General features: G+C 71.6%; 20 protein-coding genes. 11 read left to right on the top strand and 9 right to left on the bottom strand.

What is annotated here, in order from left to right; translation table 11 throughout:
- Window positions 1–51: 51 nt before the first annotated feature.
- The 4 genes from LMU33_RS27520 (at window position 52) to mscL (ending at window position 2683) form a co-directional block, all read left to right on the top strand.
- The gene (locus LMU33_RS27520) at window positions 52–354 is read left to right on the top strand and encodes an FmdB family zinc ribbon protein (protein WP_228623294.1); all 303 of its coding nucleotides are present in this window, start codon (window positions 52–54) and stop codon (window positions 352–354) included.
- A 100-nt stretch (window positions 355–454) separates the two neighbouring features.
- The gene (locus LMU33_RS27515) at window positions 455–1288 is read left to right on the top strand and encodes an S-methyl-5'-thioadenosine phosphorylase (RefSeq protein WP_228623293.1); all 834 of its coding nucleotides are present in this window, start codon (window positions 455–457) and stop codon (window positions 1286–1288) included.
- Window positions 1289–1486: 198 nt separating this feature from the next.
- Window positions 1487–2068, top strand: coding sequence for a CpaB family protein (locus tag LMU33_RS27510; RefSeq protein ID WP_228623310.1), 582 nt, complete (start codon window positions 1487–1489; stop codon window positions 2066–2068).
- A gap of 138 nt (window positions 2069–2206) precedes the next feature.
- Window positions 2207–2683: a large conductance mechanosensitive channel protein MscL gene (gene mscL, locus LMU33_RS27505; protein WP_228623292.1), complete on the top strand. Its 477-nt coding sequence runs from the start codon at window positions 2207–2209 to the stop codon at window positions 2681–2683.
- A 19-nt stretch (window positions 2684–2702) separates the two neighbouring features.
- Here the strand turns inward: mscL and LMU33_RS27500 are convergent, their stop codons facing one another.
- Window positions 2703–2879, bottom strand: a complete 177-nt coding sequence (locus LMU33_RS27500) for a hypothetical protein (protein ID WP_228623291.1) — start codon at window positions 2877–2879, stop codon at window positions 2703–2705.
- Window positions 2880–3033: 154 nt separating this feature from the next.
- On the opposite strand from LMU33_RS27500, the gene LMU33_RS27495 reads away from it, so the two are divergent.
- The 4 genes from LMU33_RS27495 to LMU33_RS27480 all read left to right on the top strand — a co-directional run bounded on the left by LMU33_RS27495 (window position 3034) and on the right by LMU33_RS27480 (window position 7674).
- On the top strand, window positions 3034–4272 hold the full coding sequence (locus tag LMU33_RS27495) for a low temperature requirement protein A (RefSeq protein WP_228623290.1): 1239 nt from the start codon (window positions 3034–3036) through the stop codon (window positions 4270–4272).
- A 37-nt stretch (window positions 4273–4309) separates the two neighbouring features.
- Complete coding sequence (locus LMU33_RS27490; RefSeq protein ID WP_228623289.1) at window positions 4310–5335, top strand: P1 family peptidase; 1026 nt, start codon at window positions 4310–4312, stop codon at window positions 5333–5335.
- A 217-nt stretch (window positions 5336–5552) separates the two neighbouring features.
- A complete protein-coding gene (locus tag LMU33_RS27485; protein WP_228623288.1) occupies window positions 5553–6770 on the top strand; it encodes a L,D-transpeptidase in 1218 nt (405 codons plus the stop codon).
- A 157-nt stretch (window positions 6771–6927) separates the two neighbouring features.
- On the top strand, window positions 6928–7674 hold the full coding sequence (locus LMU33_RS27480) for a DUF6227 family protein (RefSeq protein WP_228623287.1): 747 nt from the start codon (window positions 6928–6930) through the stop codon (window positions 7672–7674).
- A 36-nt stretch (window positions 7675–7710) separates the two neighbouring features.
- Here the strand turns inward: LMU33_RS27480 and LMU33_RS27475 are convergent, their stop codons facing one another.
- From LMU33_RS27475 to LMU33_RS27455, 5 genes are all read right to left on the bottom strand, one after another.
- Window positions 7711–7962, bottom strand: coding sequence for a hypothetical protein (locus tag LMU33_RS27475; protein ID WP_228623286.1), 252 nt, complete (start codon window positions 7960–7962; stop codon window positions 7711–7713).
- 119 nt (window positions 7963–8081) lie between these two features.
- On the bottom strand, window positions 8082–10292 hold the full coding sequence (locus tag LMU33_RS27470) for a PTS fructose transporter subunit IIABC (RefSeq protein WP_228623285.1): 2211 nt from the start codon (window positions 10290–10292) through the stop codon (window positions 8082–8084).
- A gap of 280 nt (window positions 10293–10572) precedes the next feature.
- The gene (pfkB, locus tag LMU33_RS27465) at window positions 10573–11520 is read right to left on the bottom strand and encodes a 1-phosphofructokinase (protein ID WP_228623284.1); all 948 of its coding nucleotides are present in this window, start codon (window positions 11518–11520) and stop codon (window positions 10573–10575) included.
- Window positions 11517–12278, bottom strand: a complete 762-nt coding sequence (locus tag LMU33_RS27460; RefSeq protein WP_228623283.1) for a DeoR/GlpR family DNA-binding transcription regulator — start codon at window positions 12276–12278, stop codon at window positions 11517–11519. The genes pfkB and LMU33_RS27460 overlap by 4 nt, the downstream gene beginning before the upstream one ends.
- Before the next feature lie 195 nt (window positions 12279–12473).
- A complete protein-coding gene (locus tag LMU33_RS27455; protein ID WP_228623309.1) occupies window positions 12474–13910 on the bottom strand; it encodes an MFS transporter in 1437 nt (478 codons plus the stop codon).
- 236 nt (window positions 13911–14146) lie between these two features.
- Here LMU33_RS27455 and LMU33_RS27450 point away from each other — a divergent pair, with 236 nt between their 5' ends.
- Entirely contained in the window at window positions 14147–15112 is a 966-nt protein-coding gene (locus LMU33_RS27450; protein ID WP_228623282.1) for a helix-turn-helix transcriptional regulator, read from the top strand.
- A gap of 45 nt (window positions 15113–15157) precedes the next feature.
- Here LMU33_RS27450 and LMU33_RS27445 read toward each other — a convergent pair whose 3' ends face one another.
- Window positions 15158–15928 carry a TetR/AcrR family transcriptional regulator gene (locus LMU33_RS27445; protein WP_372478062.1) on the bottom strand — a complete coding sequence of 257 codons (771 nt, stop codon included), beginning with the start codon at window positions 15926–15928 and terminating at the stop codon, window positions 15158–15160.
- A 161-nt stretch (window positions 15929–16089) separates the two neighbouring features.
- On the opposite strand from LMU33_RS27445, the gene LMU33_RS27440 reads away from it, so the two are divergent.
- Window positions 16090–17160 (top strand): MerR family transcriptional regulator, encoded by a 1071-nt coding sequence (locus LMU33_RS27440; protein ID WP_228623281.1) that lies wholly within the window; start codon window positions 16090–16092, stop codon window positions 17158–17160.
- A gap of 508 nt (window positions 17161–17668) precedes the next feature.
- Here LMU33_RS27440 and LMU33_RS27435 read toward each other — a convergent pair.
- Window positions 17669–18667, bottom strand: a complete 999-nt coding sequence (locus LMU33_RS27435; RefSeq protein ID WP_228623280.1) for a sigma-70 family RNA polymerase sigma factor — start codon at window positions 18665–18667, stop codon at window positions 17669–17671.
- Between the two features lie 192 nt (window positions 18668–18859).
- On the opposite strand from LMU33_RS27435, the gene LMU33_RS27430 reads away from it, so the two are divergent.
- Window positions 18860–19378: a GNAT family N-acetyltransferase gene (locus tag LMU33_RS27430; RefSeq protein ID WP_228623279.1), complete on the top strand. Its 519-nt coding sequence runs from the start codon at window positions 18860–18862 to the stop codon at window positions 19376–19378.
- A gap of 22 nt (window positions 19379–19400) precedes the next feature.
- Here LMU33_RS27430 and LMU33_RS27425 read toward each other — a convergent pair whose 3' ends face one another.
- On the bottom strand, window positions 19401–20192 hold the full coding sequence (locus tag LMU33_RS27425) for a dioxygenase family protein (RefSeq protein ID WP_228623278.1): 792 nt from the start codon (window positions 20190–20192) through the stop codon (window positions 19401–19403).
- Window positions 20193–20285 lie beyond the last annotated feature (93 nt).

Here is a 20285-nt window from a genome sequence, read left to right as displayed (position 1 = left end):
ACTATGGACCGTCGTTAGCACTCATTGAGTAAGAGTGCCAGGAGGAAGACAGTGCCGACCTACCAGTACCAGTGCACCGAGTGCGGCGACGGCCTCGAGGCGGTGCAGAAGTTCACCGACGACGCCCTGACCGAGTGCCCCAACTGCGGTGGCCGCCTGAAGAAGGTGTTCTCCGCGGTCGGCATCGTCTTCAAGGGCTCCGGCTTCTACCGCAACGACTCCCGTGGCTCCACGTCGAGCAGCAGCCCGGCGTCGAAGTCGTCGGGCACGTCGTCGTCCGGCTCGGCCTCGTCCGAGTCGAAGCCGTCCTCGTCCGCGTCCTCGTCGAGTTCCACCAACAGCTCCGCGGCCTGACCCGCCTCTTCCCCGGACCCTGCCGTCGTACGACGGCAGGGTCTTCGGCGCCTCCGGGGGCCGCTCCCCCACGGTTTCACCGCCCGCTAGTGTGCTGGTCATGGCGAACGCAGAGATCGGCGTAATCGGCGGCTCGGGCTTCTACTCGTTCCTCGACGACGTGACCGAGGTCCAGGTGGACACCCCCTACGGGCCGCCCAGTGACTCCCTGTTCCTCGGCGAGATCGCCGGTCGGCGGGTCGCCTTCCTGCCCCGGCACGGGCGCGGCCACCACCTGCCGCCGCATCGCATCAACTACCGCGCCAACCTGTGGGCGCTGCGCTCGGTCGGCGTCCGGCAGGTGCTCGGCCCCTGCGCGGTGGGCGGGCTGCAGCCCGAGTACGGCCCCGGCACCCTGCTCGTTCCGGACCAGTTCGTGGACCGTACGAAGTCCCGGATTCAGTCGTACTTCGACGGGTTGCCGCTGCCTGACGGCACCGTGCCGAACGTCGTGCACGTCTCCATGGCCGACCCCTACTGCCCCACCGGGCGCGCTGCCGCCCTCAAGGCCGCCCGGGGTCAGGACTGGGAGCCGGTGGACGGCGGCACGCTGGTCGTGGTCGAGGGGCCGCGCTTCTCGACGCGTGCCGAATCGTTGTGGCACCGGGCGCAGGGCTGGTCGGTCGTGGGCATGACCGGTCACCCCGAGGCCGCGCTCGCCCGGGAACTGGAGCTGTGCTACACGTCGCTGACCCTGGTCACCGACCTCGACGCCGGCGCCGAGACCGGTGAGGGCGTCTCGCACGAGGAGGTGCTGCGGGTGTTCGCGGCCAATGTGGACCGGCTGCGCGGCGTGCTGTTCGACGCGGTGGCGGCACTGCCGGAGACCGGGGCGCGGGACTGTCTGTGCGTGAACGCGCTCGGTGGAATGGATCCGGGCTTCCCGCTGCCGTAGGGCGTTCGGCTTTCGCGAGAAGATCCGGAATTCCCCGTTCGGGTGGGCGGGTTGTCCACAATCCGTCCGTGATCCACCGGCTCCGGCGGGATTCGGCGCGAGGCCTCATCGTGGCATCGCCAACCGAATTCCTCGTCGCAGGCGGTGATTTCCGTGCCTCGGTCCTCGTCCTCGAATCCGTCTCCCATTCCGCCCTGTCTGTCCCCTTCATCCCCGCCCTCTCCGCCCGCTCAGCTTTCTCCGCCTCCGCTCCGGCTTCCGCGCCCGCTCGGCACGGACGCCCCGGCGACCTGCGAGGTCCCCCAGTTCCCGCCGGTGCGGGTGCGCGGCGGGCGGTATCAGCTGCAGCGGCTCGTACGGCACCGCAGGCGGGCCATCGCGGCCGGCCTCGCGGTGACCGCGGCCGCGCTGGTCGCCGCGGGGCCGCGCACGGAGGCCGACCCACATCACGCGGAACAGGCCCGGGGCCGCCCGGTCACGGTGCCCGTACGCCGGCGGGCGGCCGTGGACGTGGTGACGGCGCCCGTGCGGATCGCCGACGCGGCCACCGTCCGGCTCCTGCGGCCCGGCGACCGCGTCGACGTCATCGCCGCTGGAGACCCGACCTCCGGGGGTGCCGCACGGGTGCTCGCGCGCGGCGTGCGGGTGACCAAGGTGCCCGAGCCGCTGGAGGACGGGGCCGAGAGCGGGGCACTGGTCGTGCTGTCAGTGCCGCGCGGCACGGCGGCACGGCTCGTCGGAGCCGGCGCCACGGAGCGGCTGGCGGTGACGCTGTGCTGAACCGCCCGGGACGCCTTCCCGGCGGATTGCCGTCAGGTCGCGTGATCGAACGGGGGGACTGGACACCATGGCCGCACCGTGCCGTAGGTTGCGGAGCGTTTCGTTCCACACCCTGCGCAGGCGAGGAGAGTCCCCGAGGTGAGCGAGAAGAAGGAACCGAGCGTCTGGCACGGCTTCAAGGCCTTCCTGATGCGCGGCAACGTCGTCGATCTGGCAGTCGCGGTGGTCATCGGCGCGGCCTTCACGAACATCGTGAACTCGGTCGTCAAGGGGGTGATCAACCCGCTGGTGGGCGCGATCGGCACGCAGAACCTGGATCACTACAGCTTCTGCCTGAAGGACCCGTGTGTGGTGAGCGCGGACGGCTCGGTCAAGAGCGGTGTGCCGATCCTGTGGGGCTCCGTCCTCGGCGCCACGCTGACCTTCGTGATCACGGCAGCGGTCGTGTACTTCCTGATGATCCTGCCGATGTCGAAGTACCTGGCGCGGCAGGCGGCCCGCAAGGCGGCGAGGGAGGGCACCAGGGAGGTCATCGAGGTGACCGAGCTGGAGGTGCTCAAGGAGATCCGCGACGCGCTGGTCGCGCAGCGTGGATCGGGACACGACGCGCGCTAACGGCGCCGACGCGGACGGTTCAGAGGTGGTGGGGCGGCTTCTCGTCGAGGAAGCGCTTCAGGTCGGCTGCGCTGCCGTTGTCCGAGCGCTCGCCCCACCCGCGGTCGGTGTCGTCCGAGGACTGCTGGTCCAGCGGATCGTCGAAGACCAGCGCGGGCTTCGGGTCGCGGGGCTCGGATGCGGGGGTGGTGCTCATGCCACAAGGGTACGGCCCCGCTCCACACGCCCGCGCTCGTCCGGCACCCCCGGTGGGAGCCGCTTGTGAACGCGTTCATTGTCAGCGGGTGCCCTCACAGTCTGCTGATGGCTTCACAAGGCCTTCTGGACGCTTTTCTGCTGTGCTGGAAGGCATGACGTCGAGTTCCGCTCCGGCACCCGCCTCCTCGGGCGCACCCCAGTCATCCGGACCGCTGCGACGTCTCGTCGCACGCGGACGCGACGAGACGCACCGGGTCTCCTCGCCGCTGGAGCTCTTCTTCGACCTGTGCTTCGTCGTGGCGATCGCGCAGGCCGGCATGCAGCTGGTGCACGCCGTCGCCCAGGGCCACGCGGGCGACGGAATCCTCGACTACGCCATGCAGTTCTTCGCCATCTGGTGGGCGTGGATGAACTTCACCTGGTTCGCCTCGGCGTACGACAACGACGACGCGCTCTACCGGGTCGTCACCCTGGTGCAGATCGCCGGCGTCCTGGTGCTGGCCGCAGGCATCTCCCGGGCCTTCCAGCATCATGACTACCTGGGGATCTGGCTCGGCTACGTGATCATGCGGCTGGCGATGGCCGCGCAGTGGCTGAGGGCCGCGCGATCGGCCGAGGGCGCCGAGAGAACCCTGGCACTGCGGTACGCGCGCGGCGTGCTCCTGTGCCAGGTCGGCTGGCTCGGACTGTTGCTGCTGCCCGAGCCCGCGCGGCCCTGGGTGTTCCTGGTGATGGCGATCGCGGAGATGTGCGTGCCGCTGTTCGCCGAGAAGGACCACGAGACGTCCTGGCATCCGCACCACATCGCCGAGCGGTACGGCCTGTTCACCATCATCGTGCTCGGCGAGACGGTCGCCGCGGCGACCGTCGCCGTGAAGGGGGCCTTCGACGAGCGCAACGCACTGGGCGAGCTGCTGCCGATCGCGGCGGGCGGGCTCCTGATCGTCTTCTCCGCGTGGTGGATCTACTTCGTGGTCCCCATCCATGGCCGCCTCCGCGCCAACGGCCAGGCGTTCCTGTGGGGTTACGGCCACTACCTGATCTTCTCCTCGGCCGCGGCGATCGGCGCGGGCCTGGAGGTGGCCGTGGAGCACACGGTCGGCAAGACCCACATCTCCACGCTGTCCGCGGCGGCGGCCGTGACCCTGCCCACGGCGCTGTACCTGCTCACCGTCTGGGCGCTGCACTCGCGGCACTTCAAGGTCGGCGTCGCCCAGCAACTGGTGCTGCCGGCCGCGGCGCTGCTGGTGATCTGCTGCACCTTCCTGGGCGACTGGGCGGCGTTCGGGGCGGGGCTGGTGTGCTCGGCCGCGGTCGCCGCCGGGGTGACGCTGACGGCGCGCATGGTGAGCCGGGAGCGCGCGGCGAGCGCGACCGCTCCCGCCGGCTGACTCCTCGCGGGCGCCTCGGCGGGCGAGACTGGCCTCCATGACAGTTGACGCAATCACGGACGTCGCCGGGGTGCGGGTGGGGCACGCCACCCGCAGCGGGGACGGCTGGCTCACCGGCACCACGGTCGTGCTCGCTCCGGAGGGCGGCGCGGTCGTCGCCGTGGACGTGCGCGGCGGCGGCCCCGGTACCAAGGAGACCGACGCGCTCGACCCGCGCAACGTGGTCCAGCGGGTCGACGCGGTCGTGCTGACCGGCGGCAGCGCCTACGGGCTCGACGCGGCGTCCGGCGTGATGGCCTGGCTGGAGGAGCAGCGGCGCGGAGTGCGGGTGGGGCCGGACCCCGCGCACGTCGTACCCGTCGTTCCCGCCGCGTGCGTCTTCGACCTGGGGCGCGGAGGGCATTTCGGCGCGCGCCCGGACGCGGCGACGGGGCGTCGGGCGGTGGAAGCCGCGGCGGCGAGTACGCCGGGCGCCCCGGTGGTGCAGGGGTGTGTCGGGGCAGGGACGGGCGCCGTGGCCGGGCGCATCAAGGGCGGCGTGGGCACCGCAAGCGTGGTGCTCGACTCGGGGGTCACCGTGGCCGCGCTGGTGGTGGTGAACGCCGCGGGGTCGGTGATCGAGCCCGGGACGGGGGCGCTGTACGGGGAGTTGTGCCGGGGGCGGGTGGAGTATCCCGAGGAGCGCGTGCACGAGGCCGCGCGCCGACGGCTCGACGAAAGCGCCGCCAAGAACGCGCCGCCTCCGCTCAACACGACGTTGGCGGTGGTCGCGACCGACGCGAGCCTCTCCAAGGCGCAGGCGCAGAAGCTGGCGGGCACCGCGCACGACGGGATCGCGCGCGCCGTACGACCGGTGCACCTCATGAACGACGGCGACACGGTGTTCGCGCTGGCGACCGGGGCGCGCCCGCTCTCCGAGCACCCGCTGGAGCTCAACGGCATCCTCGCCGCCGGTGCGGATGCGGTGACGCGCGCGATCGTGCGGGGTGTGCGCGCCGCCGAGTCGGTCGACGGACCCGGCGGAGTGTGGCCGTCGTACGGGGAGTTGTACGGGGCGAGGTAGGGGTGCCGGGGGGGGCAAGGCAGGGGGTGCGGGCCGGGCGGGTGCGGCGGACCGGAGTCGGGACGAAGCGACCGTCGGGCTCTCCGGCTTGAATTGTCGCGGTTCTGTCACGTGATGGCGTTCATGCGGATCTGGAGGGAACCTTCCCCGGCGCCGGTGCCCTCTTTCTTCACGCATGGGAACGGATCACGCACATCACACGAACCTGGAGCAGCCTGTGACAACGCCGGACATTGCAGCGCGGCGCGTACTGGGGGCCTGTGCCGCCCTGATGGTCGGCAGCCTCACCCTGACCGCCTGCGGCGGCAGCGCCAACGCCACCGGCGACGGCAAGGACGGCAAGAACTCTCCCAAGACGTCCACGGCGAAGATCGCGATCTCGGCCAAGGACGGTTCGACCGGCGCGTCCATCAACGCGACCGGCGTGAAGGTCAGCGGCGGCAAGCTGACCGACGTGAAGATGACCGTGTCGGGGACGGGGCAGACCGTGGCCGGCGCGATATCGGCGGACGGCGGCAGCTGGAAGCCGAAGCAGCAGCTGGAGCGCGGAACGAAGTACGAGATCGACGCGACCGCGAAGGACGCCGACGGGCGCACCGCGGCGGCCAACTCCATCTTCACCACGGTGACGACGGCGAACAGCTTCATCGGCACCTACACGCCGGACAACGGCAGCACGGTCGGGGTGGGCATGCCGGTGTCGTTCACGTTCGACAAGTCGATCACCGACAAGAAGGCCGTGCAGTCGCACATCACGGTCAACTCCAGCAGTGGCCAGCAGGTGGTCGGCCACTGGTTCGGGGACCGGCGGCTGGACTTCCGGCCGCAGGACTACTGGAAGGCCGGCTCCAGGGTCACGATGCGGATCTCCCTGGACGGCGTCCAGGCCGCGAAGGGCGTCTACGGGGTGCAGAAGAAGACCGTCTCCTTCACCATCGGGCGGTCGCAGGTCTCCACGGTCGACGCCAACACCCAGACCATGACCGTCGTACGGGACGGCAAGACCGTCAAGACGATCCCGATCTCCACCGGTAGCCCGCAGCACACCACCTACAACGGGCAGATGGTGATCTCCGAGAAGTTCACGCAGACCCGCATGGACAGCCGGACGGTCGGCCTCGGCGGCGAGTACAACATCCCGGACGTACCGCACGCGATGCGCCTGACGGACTCCGGCACCTTCATCCACGGCAACTACTGGTACAACCAGGGCAACCCGCCCTTCGGCCGCGAGGGCACCAGCCACGGCTGCGTCGGCATGGCCGACGTACAGGGCGCCCAGGGCGCCACGCCCGCGAGGTGGTTCTACGACAACACGCTCGTAGGGGACGTCGTCATCGTGAAGAACTCCCCGGACACGACGGTGGCTCCGGACAACGGGCTCAACGGCTGGAACATGTCGTGGAGCGCCTGGACCGCTGGAAGTGCCGCCTGAGCGGCAGTTTTTGACTCCACGTGGGGCCGTGCGGGAACTTCTCGCGCGGCCCGCGCGTTTTCCCGGCGTACGTTTTCTCGGTTCCCGGACATGATGTCCGGCCGAGGGGCTACGGTATGCACCCACAAGGTGACATGCAGCAACGCCGGGAGATGCCTTGAGCGTTCCGTACGAGACGGCAGCGTACGAACCAGCCGAGTCGCCCGAGTCTCCCGAGGAGCATCTCGAGCGACTCCTCGGCCGTGCCCTGAACTCCTTCGAGCTGCCCGACGAGGTCATATGGCAGCTCGACTGCGCGCTGGCGCACGACAGTTCGCTGCACTCCGCGTATCACAGCGCGGGGCGGCACCGGGAGACGTACCGGCACACCTGGCTGCTCGCCGACGGCTCCGCCGTCACGCTGTGGGAGCTCGTGCACAACCCCACGCCGGGCGGCGCCCCGGAGAGCGAGGTGTACGCCGACGAGGAGGAACTGCAGACGGCCACGGCTCGGCTCGGGATGCCGCCGGAGACGCCGGAGTTCGAGCTGCCCGCACTGAGTCGGCTGTGGGCGATCCCGGAACCCCGGCACGTGTTCGCCTCCGACGGCTCGGCGGACCACGCGCGCCGGCTTCTGCGCCGCGCGGAGAACCCGGACCGGCCCGGCGCAAAGACGGCGGCGCTGCTGGCGACGGCGACGGCGCACGAGATCACGCAGGCGTTCGGGCGCCCGGGGCGCGCCGGGCGCGCGGGACTGAGCTACGCGCTGTACGAGCACGCGTTCCTGCTGCCGGACGGCGGCGAGGTCTCCCTGTGGGAGGTCGAGCACACGGCGACGCCGGACGGGCGGCACATGTGCGAGGTGTACATGTCGGAGGACGCGGCCCGGGACGCCATGGAGCGGCGCGCGGCGCGCCGGGCGTAGCGCGCGCCGAGGGGGCGGGTGCCGGCGCTCGTCCGGTCAGTGATCGCCGAGGCGCCGTATCAGCCCGGCGAAGGCGTCCTGTTCCGCGGGGGTCAGATCCACCTTCTCCAGCGCGGGGCCGGCCTGCGGCTGGGACGGGAGGAAGGGGAGGTGAGCAGCCCGGAGCTCTCGCAGGGCCTCCGCGCGGAAGCGGCGCAGCAGGCGTATGACGCCGATCGCCCACGCCACGCCGGCCAGGGCGAGGACGGCCGCGCCGGCCAACTGGAGAGTCGAGACATGCTCTGGCATACGCCCCAGTACACACCACAGTCCGGGACTTTGGTCCCGGACCGTGACGTATCTCGCAGGTGCCGTGAACAACTCACAGCGTGCCAAAGGGACAAGGCGTGGCGGAGGTGGTGCGGTGCTCAGGCCGCCACGGGCTGCTTGGTCTTCTTGGTCGTGGTGGTCTCGTTCGTGGCGGGGTCGGCGGCCGTGGTCTCCGGGGTCTGCTTGCGCATGCCCTTGAGGAGGACGACCAGGGCCGTGGTGGCGCAGACACCGGCCGCGATGGCGATGAGGTAGAGGAACGGGTTGCCGATCAGCGGGATCACGAAGATGCCGCCGTGCGGGGCGCGCAGCGTGGCGCCGAAGGCCATCGACAGGGCGCCGGTGAGTGCGCCGCCGACCATCGACGAGGGGATCACGCGCAGCGGGTCGGCCGCCGCGAACGGGATGGCGCCCTCGGAGATGAAGGAGGCGCCCAGGACCCAGGCGGCCTTGCCGTTCTCGCGCTCGGTCTGTGTGAACAGCCTGCCGCGCACGGTGGTGGCGAGGGCCATCGCCAGCGGCGGGACCATGCCGGCCGCCATCACGGCGGCCATGATCTTCATCGCGGAGTCGCTGGGGTTGGAGACCGCGATACCGGCGGTGGCGAAGGTGTAGGCGACCTTGTTGACCGGGCCGCCGAGGTCGAAGCACATCATCAGGCCGAGCAGGGCGCCGAGCAGGACCGCGTTGGTGCCGGTGAGGCCGTTCAGCCAGTCGGTGAGACCCTTCTGGGCGCTGGCGATGGGCTTGCCGATGACGACGAACATCAGGAATCCGACGATCGCCGAGGAGATCAGCGGGATCACCACCACCGGCATGATGCCGCGCAACGCCGGGGGGATCCGCACCCTCTGGATGGCCATCACCACGCCACCGGCGATCAGACCGGCCGCGAGGCCGCCGAGGAAGCCCGCGTTGATGGTCAGCGAGATCGCGCCGCCGACGAAGCCGGGAACCAGGCCGGGCCGGTCGGCCATGCCGTAGGCGATGTAGCCGGCCAGGACCGGGACCAGGAAGCCGAAGGCCACGGCGCCGATCTGGAACAGCAGGGCGCCCCAGCTGTCGGCCTGGGTCCACACGAAGTGGTCCATCACCGACGGCGCCTTGTTGATCTTGTAGCCGCCGATCGCGAAGCCCAGGGCGATGAGGAGGCCGCCCGCGGCGACGAACGGAACCATGTAGCTCACGCCGCTCATCAGCCACTTGCGGAGCCTGGTGCCGTAGCCCTCGGTGGAGTCGCCCGCGCGCTCGACCGGCGTACCGCCCGCCGCGGGCGCCGGTGCGCTCCTCTCGCCGCGCGCCGCCTTCGCGCGCACCTCCGTGATGAGTTCCACGGGGCGGTTGATGCCCGCCTTCACTCCGACGTCGACGGTCGGCTTGCCGGCGAAGCGGTCCTTGTCGCGTACGGGGACGTCGTGCGCGAAGATCACGGCGTCCGCCGCCGCGATCACCGCCGGGTCCAGCCGGGTGAAGCCGGCCGAGCCCTGTGTCTCGACGACGAGTTCGACGCCCGCCTCGCGTCCCGCGTTCTCCAGGGACTCGGCCGCCATGTAGGTGTGCGCGATGCCGGTCGGGCAGGAGGTGACGGCGACGATACGGAAGGGGCGTTCGCCGGTGTCCGCAGCGGAGCCGGCGCCCGCGGGGGTCGTCTGCGCCGGGGCGGATGCGCCCGGCGTCTGCGCCGTGGTGCCCGCTGCGGCGTCGGCGGAGGCCGCCACCGACGCCGCAGCGGAGTCTTCGGATGCGCCCGCGGCGCCCACGGCGCTCGCAGCGCCTGCGGCGCCCACGGCCCCCTGAGCGGCGCCCGCGCCCTCGCTCACGCCCGTGCTCTCCTCGGAAGACGCCGGCGCCTGCGCCGTACTCGGCGTCTCGTCCCCGCGGATCAGCGCCGCCGCCGTCTCCGCGTCGGCCACCGCACGCAGCGCCGAGGTGAAGTCGGTGTTCATCAGCTGGCGGGCCAGTGCGGAGAGGATCGTGAGGTGGGCGTCGTCGGCACCGGCCGGGGCCGCGATCAGGAAGATCAGGTCGGCCGGGCCGTCCGCGGCGCCGAAGTCGATGCCCGCGGCGCTGCGGCCGAAGGCGAGGCTCGGCTCGGTGACATGGGCGCTGCGGCAGTGCGGGATGCCGATGCCGCCGTCGAGGCCGGTCGGCATCTGCGCCTCACGGGCGGCCACGTCGGCGAGGAAGCCCCCCAGGTCGGTCACCCGGCCCTGGGCCACCATGCGCTCGGCGAGGGCGCGCGCCGCCGCTTCCTTGGTGTCGGCGGACAGGTCGAGATCGACCAGGTCCGCGGTGATCATGTCGCTCATCGCGGGCTCCTATGCACGCGTATCGCCCGGGGAGAGGGGTGGGCGAAAAGGGGACGGGGTGCGGTGGGGGGATGAGGTGGTGCGGGAGGCGGAGCCGGGGAAACCCTGCCTCCCGGGGGCGGTACGGCGGCTGGGCCGGCCGCGCCGCCGGGGACAGCGGCCGGTAACGGGGAGCCTCGCCGCTTCGGGGCAGGCCGGGTGGGCGCGTCCTGGGGTGCGGACGCGGTGCAAGCGCCCTGCCGCCGGGTGCCGGGGCGGGGGCCGCGGAGCGCGAAGGCGTTCATGACACCGGCTCCGTCAGTTCGCGGTCGAGCGGGATCTCGGCCGTGACGGTCACCGCCGACGGATCCAGGTCGGCGGGGGTCGGCATGACGCTGCCGGGGAGCTGGACGGCGGCGGCGCCGTGGGCGACGGCGGAGGCGAGGGCCTCGGGGCCGCTGCCGCCGGCGATCAGGAAACCGGCGAGGGAGGAGTCGCCGGCGCCGACGTTGCTGCGGACGGTGTCCACGCGCGCGGTGGCGAACCATGCGCCGGAGTCCTCCACGAGGAGTTGCCCGTCGGCGCCGAGGCTCGCGAGCACGGCGCGCGCGCCCATGCCGCGCACCTCCTCGGCCGCCTTCAGCGCGTCGCCCACGGTCGCCAGGGGGCGCCCGACGGCTTCCGCGAGTTCCTCGGCGTTCGGCTTCACCACGTCGGGCCGCGCGCGCAGCGCCTCCAGCAGCGCACGCCCCGAGGTGTCCAGCGCGATACGCGCGCCCCCAGCGTGCGCCCGCGTGACGACGTCGGCGTACCACGAGGGCGCGAGCCCCCGGGGCAGGCTGCCGCAGCACGCGATCCAGTCGGCGTCGCGGGACTGCTCGCGCACGGTGTCCAGGAGGAGCTCCTGCTCGGACTCCGAGAGCTCGGGACCCGGCGCGTTGATCTTCGTGAGCACCCCGTCCGACTCCGCGAGCGCGATGTTCGAGCGGGTGGCTCCGGCGATCGGGACCGGCGCGACCTCGATGCCCTGCGCGTCGAGCAGGTCGGCGATGAGCGCCCCCGGCGCACCACCCAGGGGCAGAACGGCGACCGTGCGCCGGCCGCCGGCCGCGACGGCGCGCGAGACGTTCACGCCCTTGCCGCCGGGGTCCATGCGCTCGGTCTCGGCACGGATGACCTCGCCGCGCTTCAGGGCCTGGACCTCGTAGGTGCGGTCGAGGGAGGGGTTGGGGGTGACGGTGAGGATCATGCGCGCACCACTTCCGTGCCGCCGCGCTCGATCGCGGCGGCGTCTTCCGGGCTCAGCCCGTCGTCGGTGATCAACAGGTCCACGTCGCTCAGGTCACCGAAGCGGGCGAAGTGCTCCTGGCCGTGCTTGGCGGAGTCGGCCAGCAGCACCACGCGCCGGGCGGCGGCGACCGCGGCCCGCTTGACCGCGGCCTCGGCGAGGTCCGGGGTGGTCAGGCCGTGCTCGGCGGAGAAGCCGTTCGCCGCCACGAACAGCACGTCGGCGCGGATCTCGCCGTACGCGCGGAGCGCCCAGGCGTCCACGGCGGCGCGCGTACGGTGCCGTACGCGCCCCCCGACCAGGTGGAGCTGGATGCCCGGATGGTCGGCGAGGCGGGCGGCTATGGGCAGGCTGTGCGTGACGACGGTCAGGGTGGCCTCGAGCGGGATCGCGGCGGCGACCCGGGCGACCGTCGTACCGGCGTCGAGGATCATCGTGCCCTCGGTCGGCAGTTCGCCGAGGGCGGCCTTGGCGATGCGGTCCTTCTCGTCGGCCGCGGTGGACTCGCGCTCGGTGAGGTCCGGTTCGAAGTCGAGGCGGCCGACCGGGATGGCACCGCCGTGCACCCGGCGGACGAGGCCGGCGCGGTCGAGGGCCTTCAGATCGCGGCGGATCGTTTCCGCCGTGACCTGGAACTCCTCGGCGAGCGACAGCACGTCCACCCGGCCGCCGTCACGTGCGAGCCGGAGGATCTCCTGCTGCCGTTCCGGTGCGTACATCTCGTTGGCCTCCGTCTGACTGTCCGTTCACTTCCGAGTGGTGCCCGAACGTGTGGTTTCAAGCTGAGGCTACGCCCGGATTTCTGCAAAGTAAACAGGTTCGGACTTCAACCGGGCGTGATCGGACTTCCGAAGTGCCCGAAGACAGCAGAGGGGCCCGGCACCCTTGTCGGTGCCGGGCCCCTTCGTGCCTGGTCAGGGCACCAGTTCCGGTTCCCGCTCCAGTGCGGGCAGCTCCGCTTCGGCGCCCTCCTCGTGGTGCGCCGGCCGCTTCGGCAGGGCGGACATCAGCAGGAAGATCGCGCCCATGATCCCGGCGACCCACCACAGGGCGTGCTGGAAGGCGTGCACGAAGGCCGGGCCGACCTGGGCCGGGGCCAGCCGGTCGCCGATCTCACCGAAGAACACCACCGACACGAGCCCCAGGCCGAGCGCGTTGCCCATCTGCTGCACCGTGTTGATCAGCCCGGACGCGGACCCGGCGTGCTCGCGCGGCACCTCCGACAGCACCGCGTCCGTCAGCGGGGCGACGATCAGCCCCATCCCGACGCCCATCACGACCAGCGGCAGGGCCATCTGCCAGGAGGCGATGGCGAGGCCGTACCGGTGCGCCTCCCAGAGGTAGAGCAGCACGCCCGCGGCCATGACCAGCGCGCCCGCCTGGAGCACCTTCCGCCCGAACCTCGGAACGAGCTTCTGCACCGACATCCCGGCCGCCGTCGACACCGCGAGGGAGAACGGCACACCGGTCAGCCCGGCCCGCAGCGGGCTCCAGCCCAGGCCGATCTGCATGTACAGCGTCCAGACCAGGAAGAAGATGCCGAGCGCGACCCCGAAAACGGTCTGCACGGCGATGCCCGCGGCGAAGCTCTTCACCCGGAAGAGGGACAGTTCGACGAGCGGGGAACCGTCCCTGGCCGCCTTCCGTTTTTCGTACGACACCAGCGCCGCGAAGACGGCGAGCGCGCCGGCCATGCAGAGGTACCCCCACAGCGGCCAGCCCAGTTCACGGCCGCGGGTGAGCGGATAGAGCAGCATCAGCAGGCCCAGCGAGACCAGGGCGACACCGACGAGGTCCAGCTTCAGCGCCTTGGGGGCCTTCGATTCGGTGATGAATCGACGTCCGAGCAGCCAGGCCAGGATGCCGACGGGGAGGTTGATGAGGAAGATGGGCCGCCATTCGAGCCCGAAGAGGTTCCACTCCGTCAGGAGAGCGCCGAGCAGCGGTCCGGAGACCGCGCCCAGGCCGACGACCGCGCCGAACAGGCCGAACACCTTGCCGCGTTCATGGGCCGGGAAGGTGGCGTGCACGATCGACAGCACCTGCGGCACCATCATCGCCGCCATACCGCCCTGCAGGATGCGGGAGGCGACCAGCATCTCCGGGTTCGCGGCGAAGCCGCACAGGGCGGAGGCGAGGGTGAAGCCGCCGATACCGATCAGGAACAGCCGTTTGCGGCCATGGATGTCGCCGAGACGTCCGCCGGTGATGAGAGCTGCGGCGAAGGCCAGGGCGTAGCCGGCGGTTATCCACTGGATCTGGCTGACCGACGCGTGGGCGCTCCGCTTTATGGACGGGATGGCGATGTTGACGATCGTCACGTCGACCAGGTCCATGAAGGCCGCGGCCATGACGATGGTCAGGGCCAGCCAGCGGGTTCGGTCGGAGGTGGGTTCGTGCAGCGCCGTGGGGCTGGGTGCGGTCTCCTGGGTGCCGGTCGTCCGAGGCTTGTCGCGCCCCGCGGCGGGGCCGCTGATCGACGCGGTTCCGCGCCCCTGGAGTGTCTTGTCGTCGCCGTGGGTCATGCGCTCAAGGTAGGAGGCCATTAGGTCAGATCATGTCCTACTTGTGCGGCATCCTCGTACTCATGACGACAGACACCCCGGCCCGGCTGTTGCAGCTCCTCTCCCTGCTCCAGACCCCCCGTGAGTGGCCCGGCGGTGAGCTGGCCGAGCGGCTCGGGGTGTCCCGGCGTACCGTGCGGCGGGACATCGACCGGTTGCGGGAGCTGGGATATCCCGTGCAGGCCAGCAAAGGGGCCGACGGCGGATACCGGCTGGTCGCCGGCAAGGCGCTGCCGCCGCTGGTGCTGGACGACGAGGAGGCGGTGGCGATCGCGGTGGGGCTGCGGGCCGGTGCCGGGCATGCGGTGGAGGGCGTGGACGAGGCGTCCGTGCGGGCCCTGGCCAAGCTGGAGCAGGTACTGCCGGCCCGGCTGCGCCACCGGGTGTCCACGCTCCAGGCCGCGACGACACCGCTGACCAGCGGGGACGGGCCGACCATCGCGCCGGAGACGCTGACCGTGATGGCCTCCACGGTGGCGGGGCACGAGCGGCTGAGGTTCGCCTACCGCGCCAAGGACGGCAGCGCGTCACGGCGGCTGACCGAACCGCACCGGCTGGTGTCGACCGGACGCCGCTGGTACCTCGTCGCCTACGACCTCGACCGCGCCGACTGGCGGACCTTCCGGGTGGACCGGGTCAGCGAGCCGTTCGCGACCGGAGTCCGCTTCGCGCCACGGGAGTTGCCGACCGGAAGCGCGGCGGAGTACCTGCGGCAGTCCATCCACCGGCGGCAGGAGACGTACGAGTTCGAGGTGCGGTTCGCCGCGCCGGCGGAACAGGTCTCCGCGCGCCTGTCGTCGTGGCTCGGGGTGCCGGAGGACGACGGCGAGGGCGGTTGTGTGCTGCGGGGTACCTCCGGTGATCCGCTGGAGTGGCTGGCGGTGCGGCTGGCGATGACGGGGTACGAGTTCACGGTAGGAGGGCCGAGCGAACTGGCACAAAACATACGCGAGTTGGGCGGTCGGCTGAGCCGGGCCGGGGGTGGATGAACTCGAGGAGGTCGCCGAGGCAGGGCCGTTCGGGGACGACAGGCCCTAGTCTCCGTCGTTGCCCCAGCAGAAGTCCCGCAGGGACGCGAGGTTGCGCAGCGCCAGGCTCGCGGGGCCTTCCGGACCGATGGGCGGGGAGGAGGTGGCGGCCCAGGACTCCACGGCCACGCGGACGGCGGCGCCGGCGACGGCCGCGGCGAAACGGAGGTCGGGGGTGACCGGTGCGGGGGGTATGGGTTCCGGGGCAACGTTGTCGCGCCCACCACGGCGCCCGTCGTGCTCACCGTGCCCGTAAGCGCCAGTTGAGGCGATCCGGTTCGCGAGGATCTCGGCCAGGGTCTGCTCGGACGCCTGGCAGACCTCTGCCCAGACCTTGCGCAGGGCGGGGCTGGCGTCGGCCAGGCGGATCAGGGTGCGGACCCATTCCCAGGACGCCGCCGAGACACCGGCGCCGGGGGTGAGGGTGTGCCGTACGGCGTGCTCCAGGGCCTCGGGAACACCGAGGTGGGCCGGGGCCGAGCGGACCGCTTCCGTCCAGCGCTGGGCGCCCGCCCCGTAGAGGGGGGCGACCGCTTCCTCCTTGGTGGCGAAGTAGCGGTAGAAGGTGCGCGGCGCGATGCCGGCGGCCTGTGCGATGTCCTCGGCGCGGGTCGCCCGCAGGCCCTGGCGGACGAACAGGGCGGCCGCCGCCCGGGCGATCTCCGTGCGGGTCTCGGCCTTCCGGCGTTCGGTCAGTGAGACCGGCGCGGAGGCGGAAGGCGGCTGGCGGGCGGTGCCGGGAGTGGTACTGGGGTTGGTGCCGGGGGTGGTGCTCACCTCGGCAGGCTATGCCCATGTGGCAGAATCTGCCATCCGACGGTCCACCCCGGGGTTCAGGTACGGGGTGGGCCGTCGTTCCAGGATGTCCGAGCGCGCCCACCGGCCCACCACCCGTGCAGACTTGAGTCTCCCGCAGGGGGAGACCGGAAGGTGGGCTCATGCACGGCGGCACCTCTCACTCGCACGGCGACACCTCGTACTCCGGCACCTCGCACTCCGGCACCTCGTACTCGATCGGTGAACTGGCCCGGCGTACCGCGCTGTCGGTCAAGACGATCCGCTTCTATTCGGATCAGGGTCTCGTGGTGCCGGCGAGCCGTACCCCGGCCGGTTACCGCCGCTACGGACCCGAGGCGGTCGCCCGGCTGGCGCTCGTACGGACGCTGCGCGAACTCGGCCTCGGCCTGGATGTGATCCGGCGGATCGTGGACCGGCCGCTCTCCCTCGGCCGGGTCGCGGCGGAGCAGGCTGCCGCACTGGACGTGCAGATCAGTGTGCTGCGCCTGCGCCGGGCGGTGCTGTCCGCCGTGGCGGCCAGGCGTGACCCGACCTTCGAGGAGATGGAGCTCATGCACCGGTTGGCGACCCTGTCCGAAGCGGAACGGCGACGCCTGATCGACGGTTTCCTGGACGCCGTCTTCGAGGCACCGCCCCGGCCCTCCCCGGCCGAAGCACCCGAGCCCTCCCCGGCCGGGGCACCCCGCCCCTCCCACACCGACGCGTCCCACCCGGCCGAGGCCGGGCTTCGGCGTTCTCTCACCCCCGAGTTGCCCGACAACCCCGCCGAGGAGCAGGTGACGGCGTGGGGGGAGCTGGCCGAGCTGTCGCTGGACGACGGGTTCCGTGCGGCCGTACGACGCCTGGTCCAGGAGCAGGCCGGAAACCGGCGCGGGGCCGAGGGTGGCGTCGGCATGCCACCCGTGCCGGATGTCGTCGCTGTCGCCCGGGATGTCGTGGACCCCGCCCTGGCCTCCGGCACCAGGCCCGAGGCACCGGAAGCGGACCCCGTCGTCGCGGCCCTCGTCACCCGGTGCGCCCGCGCCTGCGGGCACGCCGGCCTCGCCGAGCCGCACGCTTGGCTGGTCCAACGCCTAGAAGCCGCGCGCGAACCTCGCAGGGACACCTACCTCCGCCTGCTGGCCCTCGTCAACGGCTGGCCGGCCCCCGAGCCGGTGACCCCGGTGATCGACTGGGCGGCCGCAGCGCTGCGCGCGCGGTGGGTGGCCTGATGACAACGTTCGGACAGGGATGGCCGGTTGATGTGCCCGGTCCGGGGGACCCGCAACTCACTTGCGGTCAGGCACATACGGACGCGGGCGCACCCGGACACAGATGAAGCCGGGCTCCGGCGCCCGGGGGGGATGGGTGCCGAAGCCCGGCTGGGAAGGTCCCGGCGCCGGGGGGGATGTGCGTCGGGACCTGGCTGTGTGGCTCGGGTCGTACGGGTGGGCGCGTGGGGTCGGCCCGTCTGCGCGGTGCGTGGGGAGTGCGGTTACGAGGCCTGGCTGCTGTGGGGCCCGGAAGGGTTGTTCCCGCGGGCCCGGGAGTTGAAGCGATGGGACCGCGCCATGTTTGCGCCGCCTTCCGCCACCGGCGTGCGCTCCCTCAGGCACCGTACGCCCACAGGCACCACAGGTTGCCGACCGCCGCGCCCCGCCTCACCCCACTGGCACCCCCTCACAGCGCCGGCACGGCACGGGCAGGAGCCCGCACCGACACCGGCGCGCCGCAACGTCCTTACGCCGCCGCGTCGAAGCCCGTCTGGCGGGCGAGCTTCTTCAGTTCGAGCAGAGCGTGCTTCTCGATCTGGCGGATGCGTTCGCGGGTCAGGCCGTGCTCCTTGCCGACCTCGGTCAGGGTGCGCTCGCGGCCGTCCTCGATGCCGTACCGCATCTTGATGATGGAGGCCGTGCGCTGGTCCAGGCGGCCGATCAGGTCGTCCAGTTCCTCGCTGCGGAGCAGGGTGAGCACCGACTGCTCGGGCGAGATCGCGGACGTGTCCTCCAGCAGGTCGCCGAACTGGGTCTCGCCCTCGTCGTCCACCGACATGTTCAGCGAGACCGGGTCGCGGGCCCAGTCGAGGACGTCGATGACGCGCTCCGGGCTGGCGCCCAGCTCCGCGGCGATCTCCGCGGGCTCCGGGTCACGGCCGTGCTCACGGTTGAACTCCCGCTGCACACGGCGGATACGGCCCAGCTCCTCCACCAGGTGGACGGGGAGCCGGATGGTGCGGGACTGGTCGGCGATGGACCGGGTGATGGCCTGACGGATCCACCAGGTGGCGTACGTCGAGAACTTGAAGCCCTTGCGGTAGTCGAACTTCTCCACCGCGCGCACCAGGCCGGCGTTGCCCTCCTGGATCAGGTCGAGCAGGGGCAGACCGCTGCGCGGGTAGCGCCGGGCCACCGCCACGACCAGGCGGAGGTTGGAGCGGATGAAGACGTCCTTCGCCCGCTCACCGGCGGCCACCAGGGCCTCCAGCTCCTCGCGGGAGGCGTCCGCGGCCGACTCCTCCTCCCCGTCGAGGATCTGCTGCGCGAAGACACCCGCCTCGATGGTCTGGGACAGCTCGACCTCCTTGGCGGCGTCGAGCAGCGGCGTGCGCGCGATCTCATCGAGGTACATGCCGACCAGGTCGCGGTCCGCGATCTCGCCGCCATGGGCGCGAACACTGCTTGCCGAGTCGACCGTCTCGCCTGTGGCGGACTGACGACGGGCGACGGCACGGGTTGCCATGCGTGCTCCCTTGCGATGGTGGGCTGGCGGGTGGTCCTGCTGAACGCTCGGCATCGGGGGAGGGTCTGTGGCGACTCTCTCCGAGTGCCCTGCATCCGTGGGAAACAACGACTGGAATCCGGACAGAATTCCCAACCCGTCCCCCAATTTTTCTGATCATGCAGTACCCTGTCCGCCACGCGGGGAGGCCGGATGCCGACGGAACGTACAGAGGTGCAGGTCAGGCCGGGAGCCGAGGGAGATCTCGACGCCCTCACGGCGATCTACAACCACTACGTACGCGAGACGGCCATCACTTTCGATACCGCGATCTTCACTCCGGAAGAGCGCCGCCCTTGGCTGCTCTCCCACCCGGAAGACGGCCCGCACCGCCTGATGGTTGCCACGGACGCGGAGTCACAGGAGATTCTGGGGTACGCCACATCCAGCCCTTACCGCCCGAAGCCCGCGTACGTCACGTCCGTGGAGGTCTCGGTCTACGTCGCCCCGGACGCCGGGCGTCGCGGGATCGGGTCACTCCTGTACGACGCCCTCTTCAAGGCCCTGGGCGCCGAGGACGTGCACCGCGCCTACGCCGGGATCGCCCAGCCCAACGAGGCCTCCGAGCGGCTGCACGCCCGCTTCGGCTTCCGGCATGTCGGCACGTACCGCGAGGTCGGCCGCAAGTTCGGCCGCTACTGGGACGTGGCCTGGTACGAGAAGGAGCTGTGATCCACAGCGCCCTCACTCATCCTCATCCGAACTGCACGGACCGCTTCGCCATTCCCATCCAGAACCCGTCGATCACCGACTTCTGCGCGTCCAGCTCACCCCCGGCCTCCGCCGCACCCATGGTGACGAAGAGCGGGGCGAAGTGTTCGGTGCGCGGGTGGGCGTAGCGGCCGGCCGGGGCCTTGTCCAGGAAGTCCAGCAGGGCGTCCCAGTCCCGGGCCTCCAGGGCGCGGCGGCCCCAGTCGTCGAACTCGGAGGACCAGCTGGGCACGCCGTGCCCCGCGTACCGCAGGGCGGCGAGGTTGTGGGTGAAGAAGCCGGAGCCGACGATCAGCACGCCCTCGTCGCGCAGCGGCGCGAGCCTGCGGCCGATGTCCATCAGGCGCACCGGGTCCAGCGTGGGCATGGATATCTGCAGGACGGGGATGTCGGCAGCGGGGAACATCTCCACGAGGGGGACGTAGGCCCCGTGGTCGAGGCCGCGGTCGGGGATGTCCTGGACGGGGGTGCCGGGGGCGCGCAGCAGCTTGCGGACGGACTCGGCGAGCCCAGGCGCGCCGGGGGCGGCGTACTGCACCCGGTAGTAGTGCTCGGGGAAGCCCCAGAAGTCGTAGACGAGCGGGACGGTCTCCACCGCGCCCAGCGCGAGCGGGGCCTCCTCCCAGTGGGCGGAGACCATCAGGATCGCCTTCGGCCGGGGCAGGTCCGCGGACCAGGCGGCGAGCTGGCCGGGCCAGACGGGGTCGTCGGCGAGCGGCGGGGCGCCGTGGCTGAGGTACAGGGCGGGCATGCGCTCCGGGCTGCTGGTGGACATGGCGGCGACTCCCGTGGACCGAGGTTTGCTTTAACTCTCAAGTTCTGCCCTCAACCGTACGCCCGACTTGTTCAACTTTCAAGGAGCTGCCTC

Origin of the sequence: Streptomyces barringtoniae (assembly GCF_020819595.1) — a bacterium.
Classification (GTDB): Bacteria; Actinomycetota; Actinomycetes; order Streptomycetales; family Streptomycetaceae; genus Streptomyces; species Streptomyces barringtoniae.
Note: the sequence above shows the minus strand (reverse complement) of the source record. Positions and strands in the feature narration are given on the sequence as shown.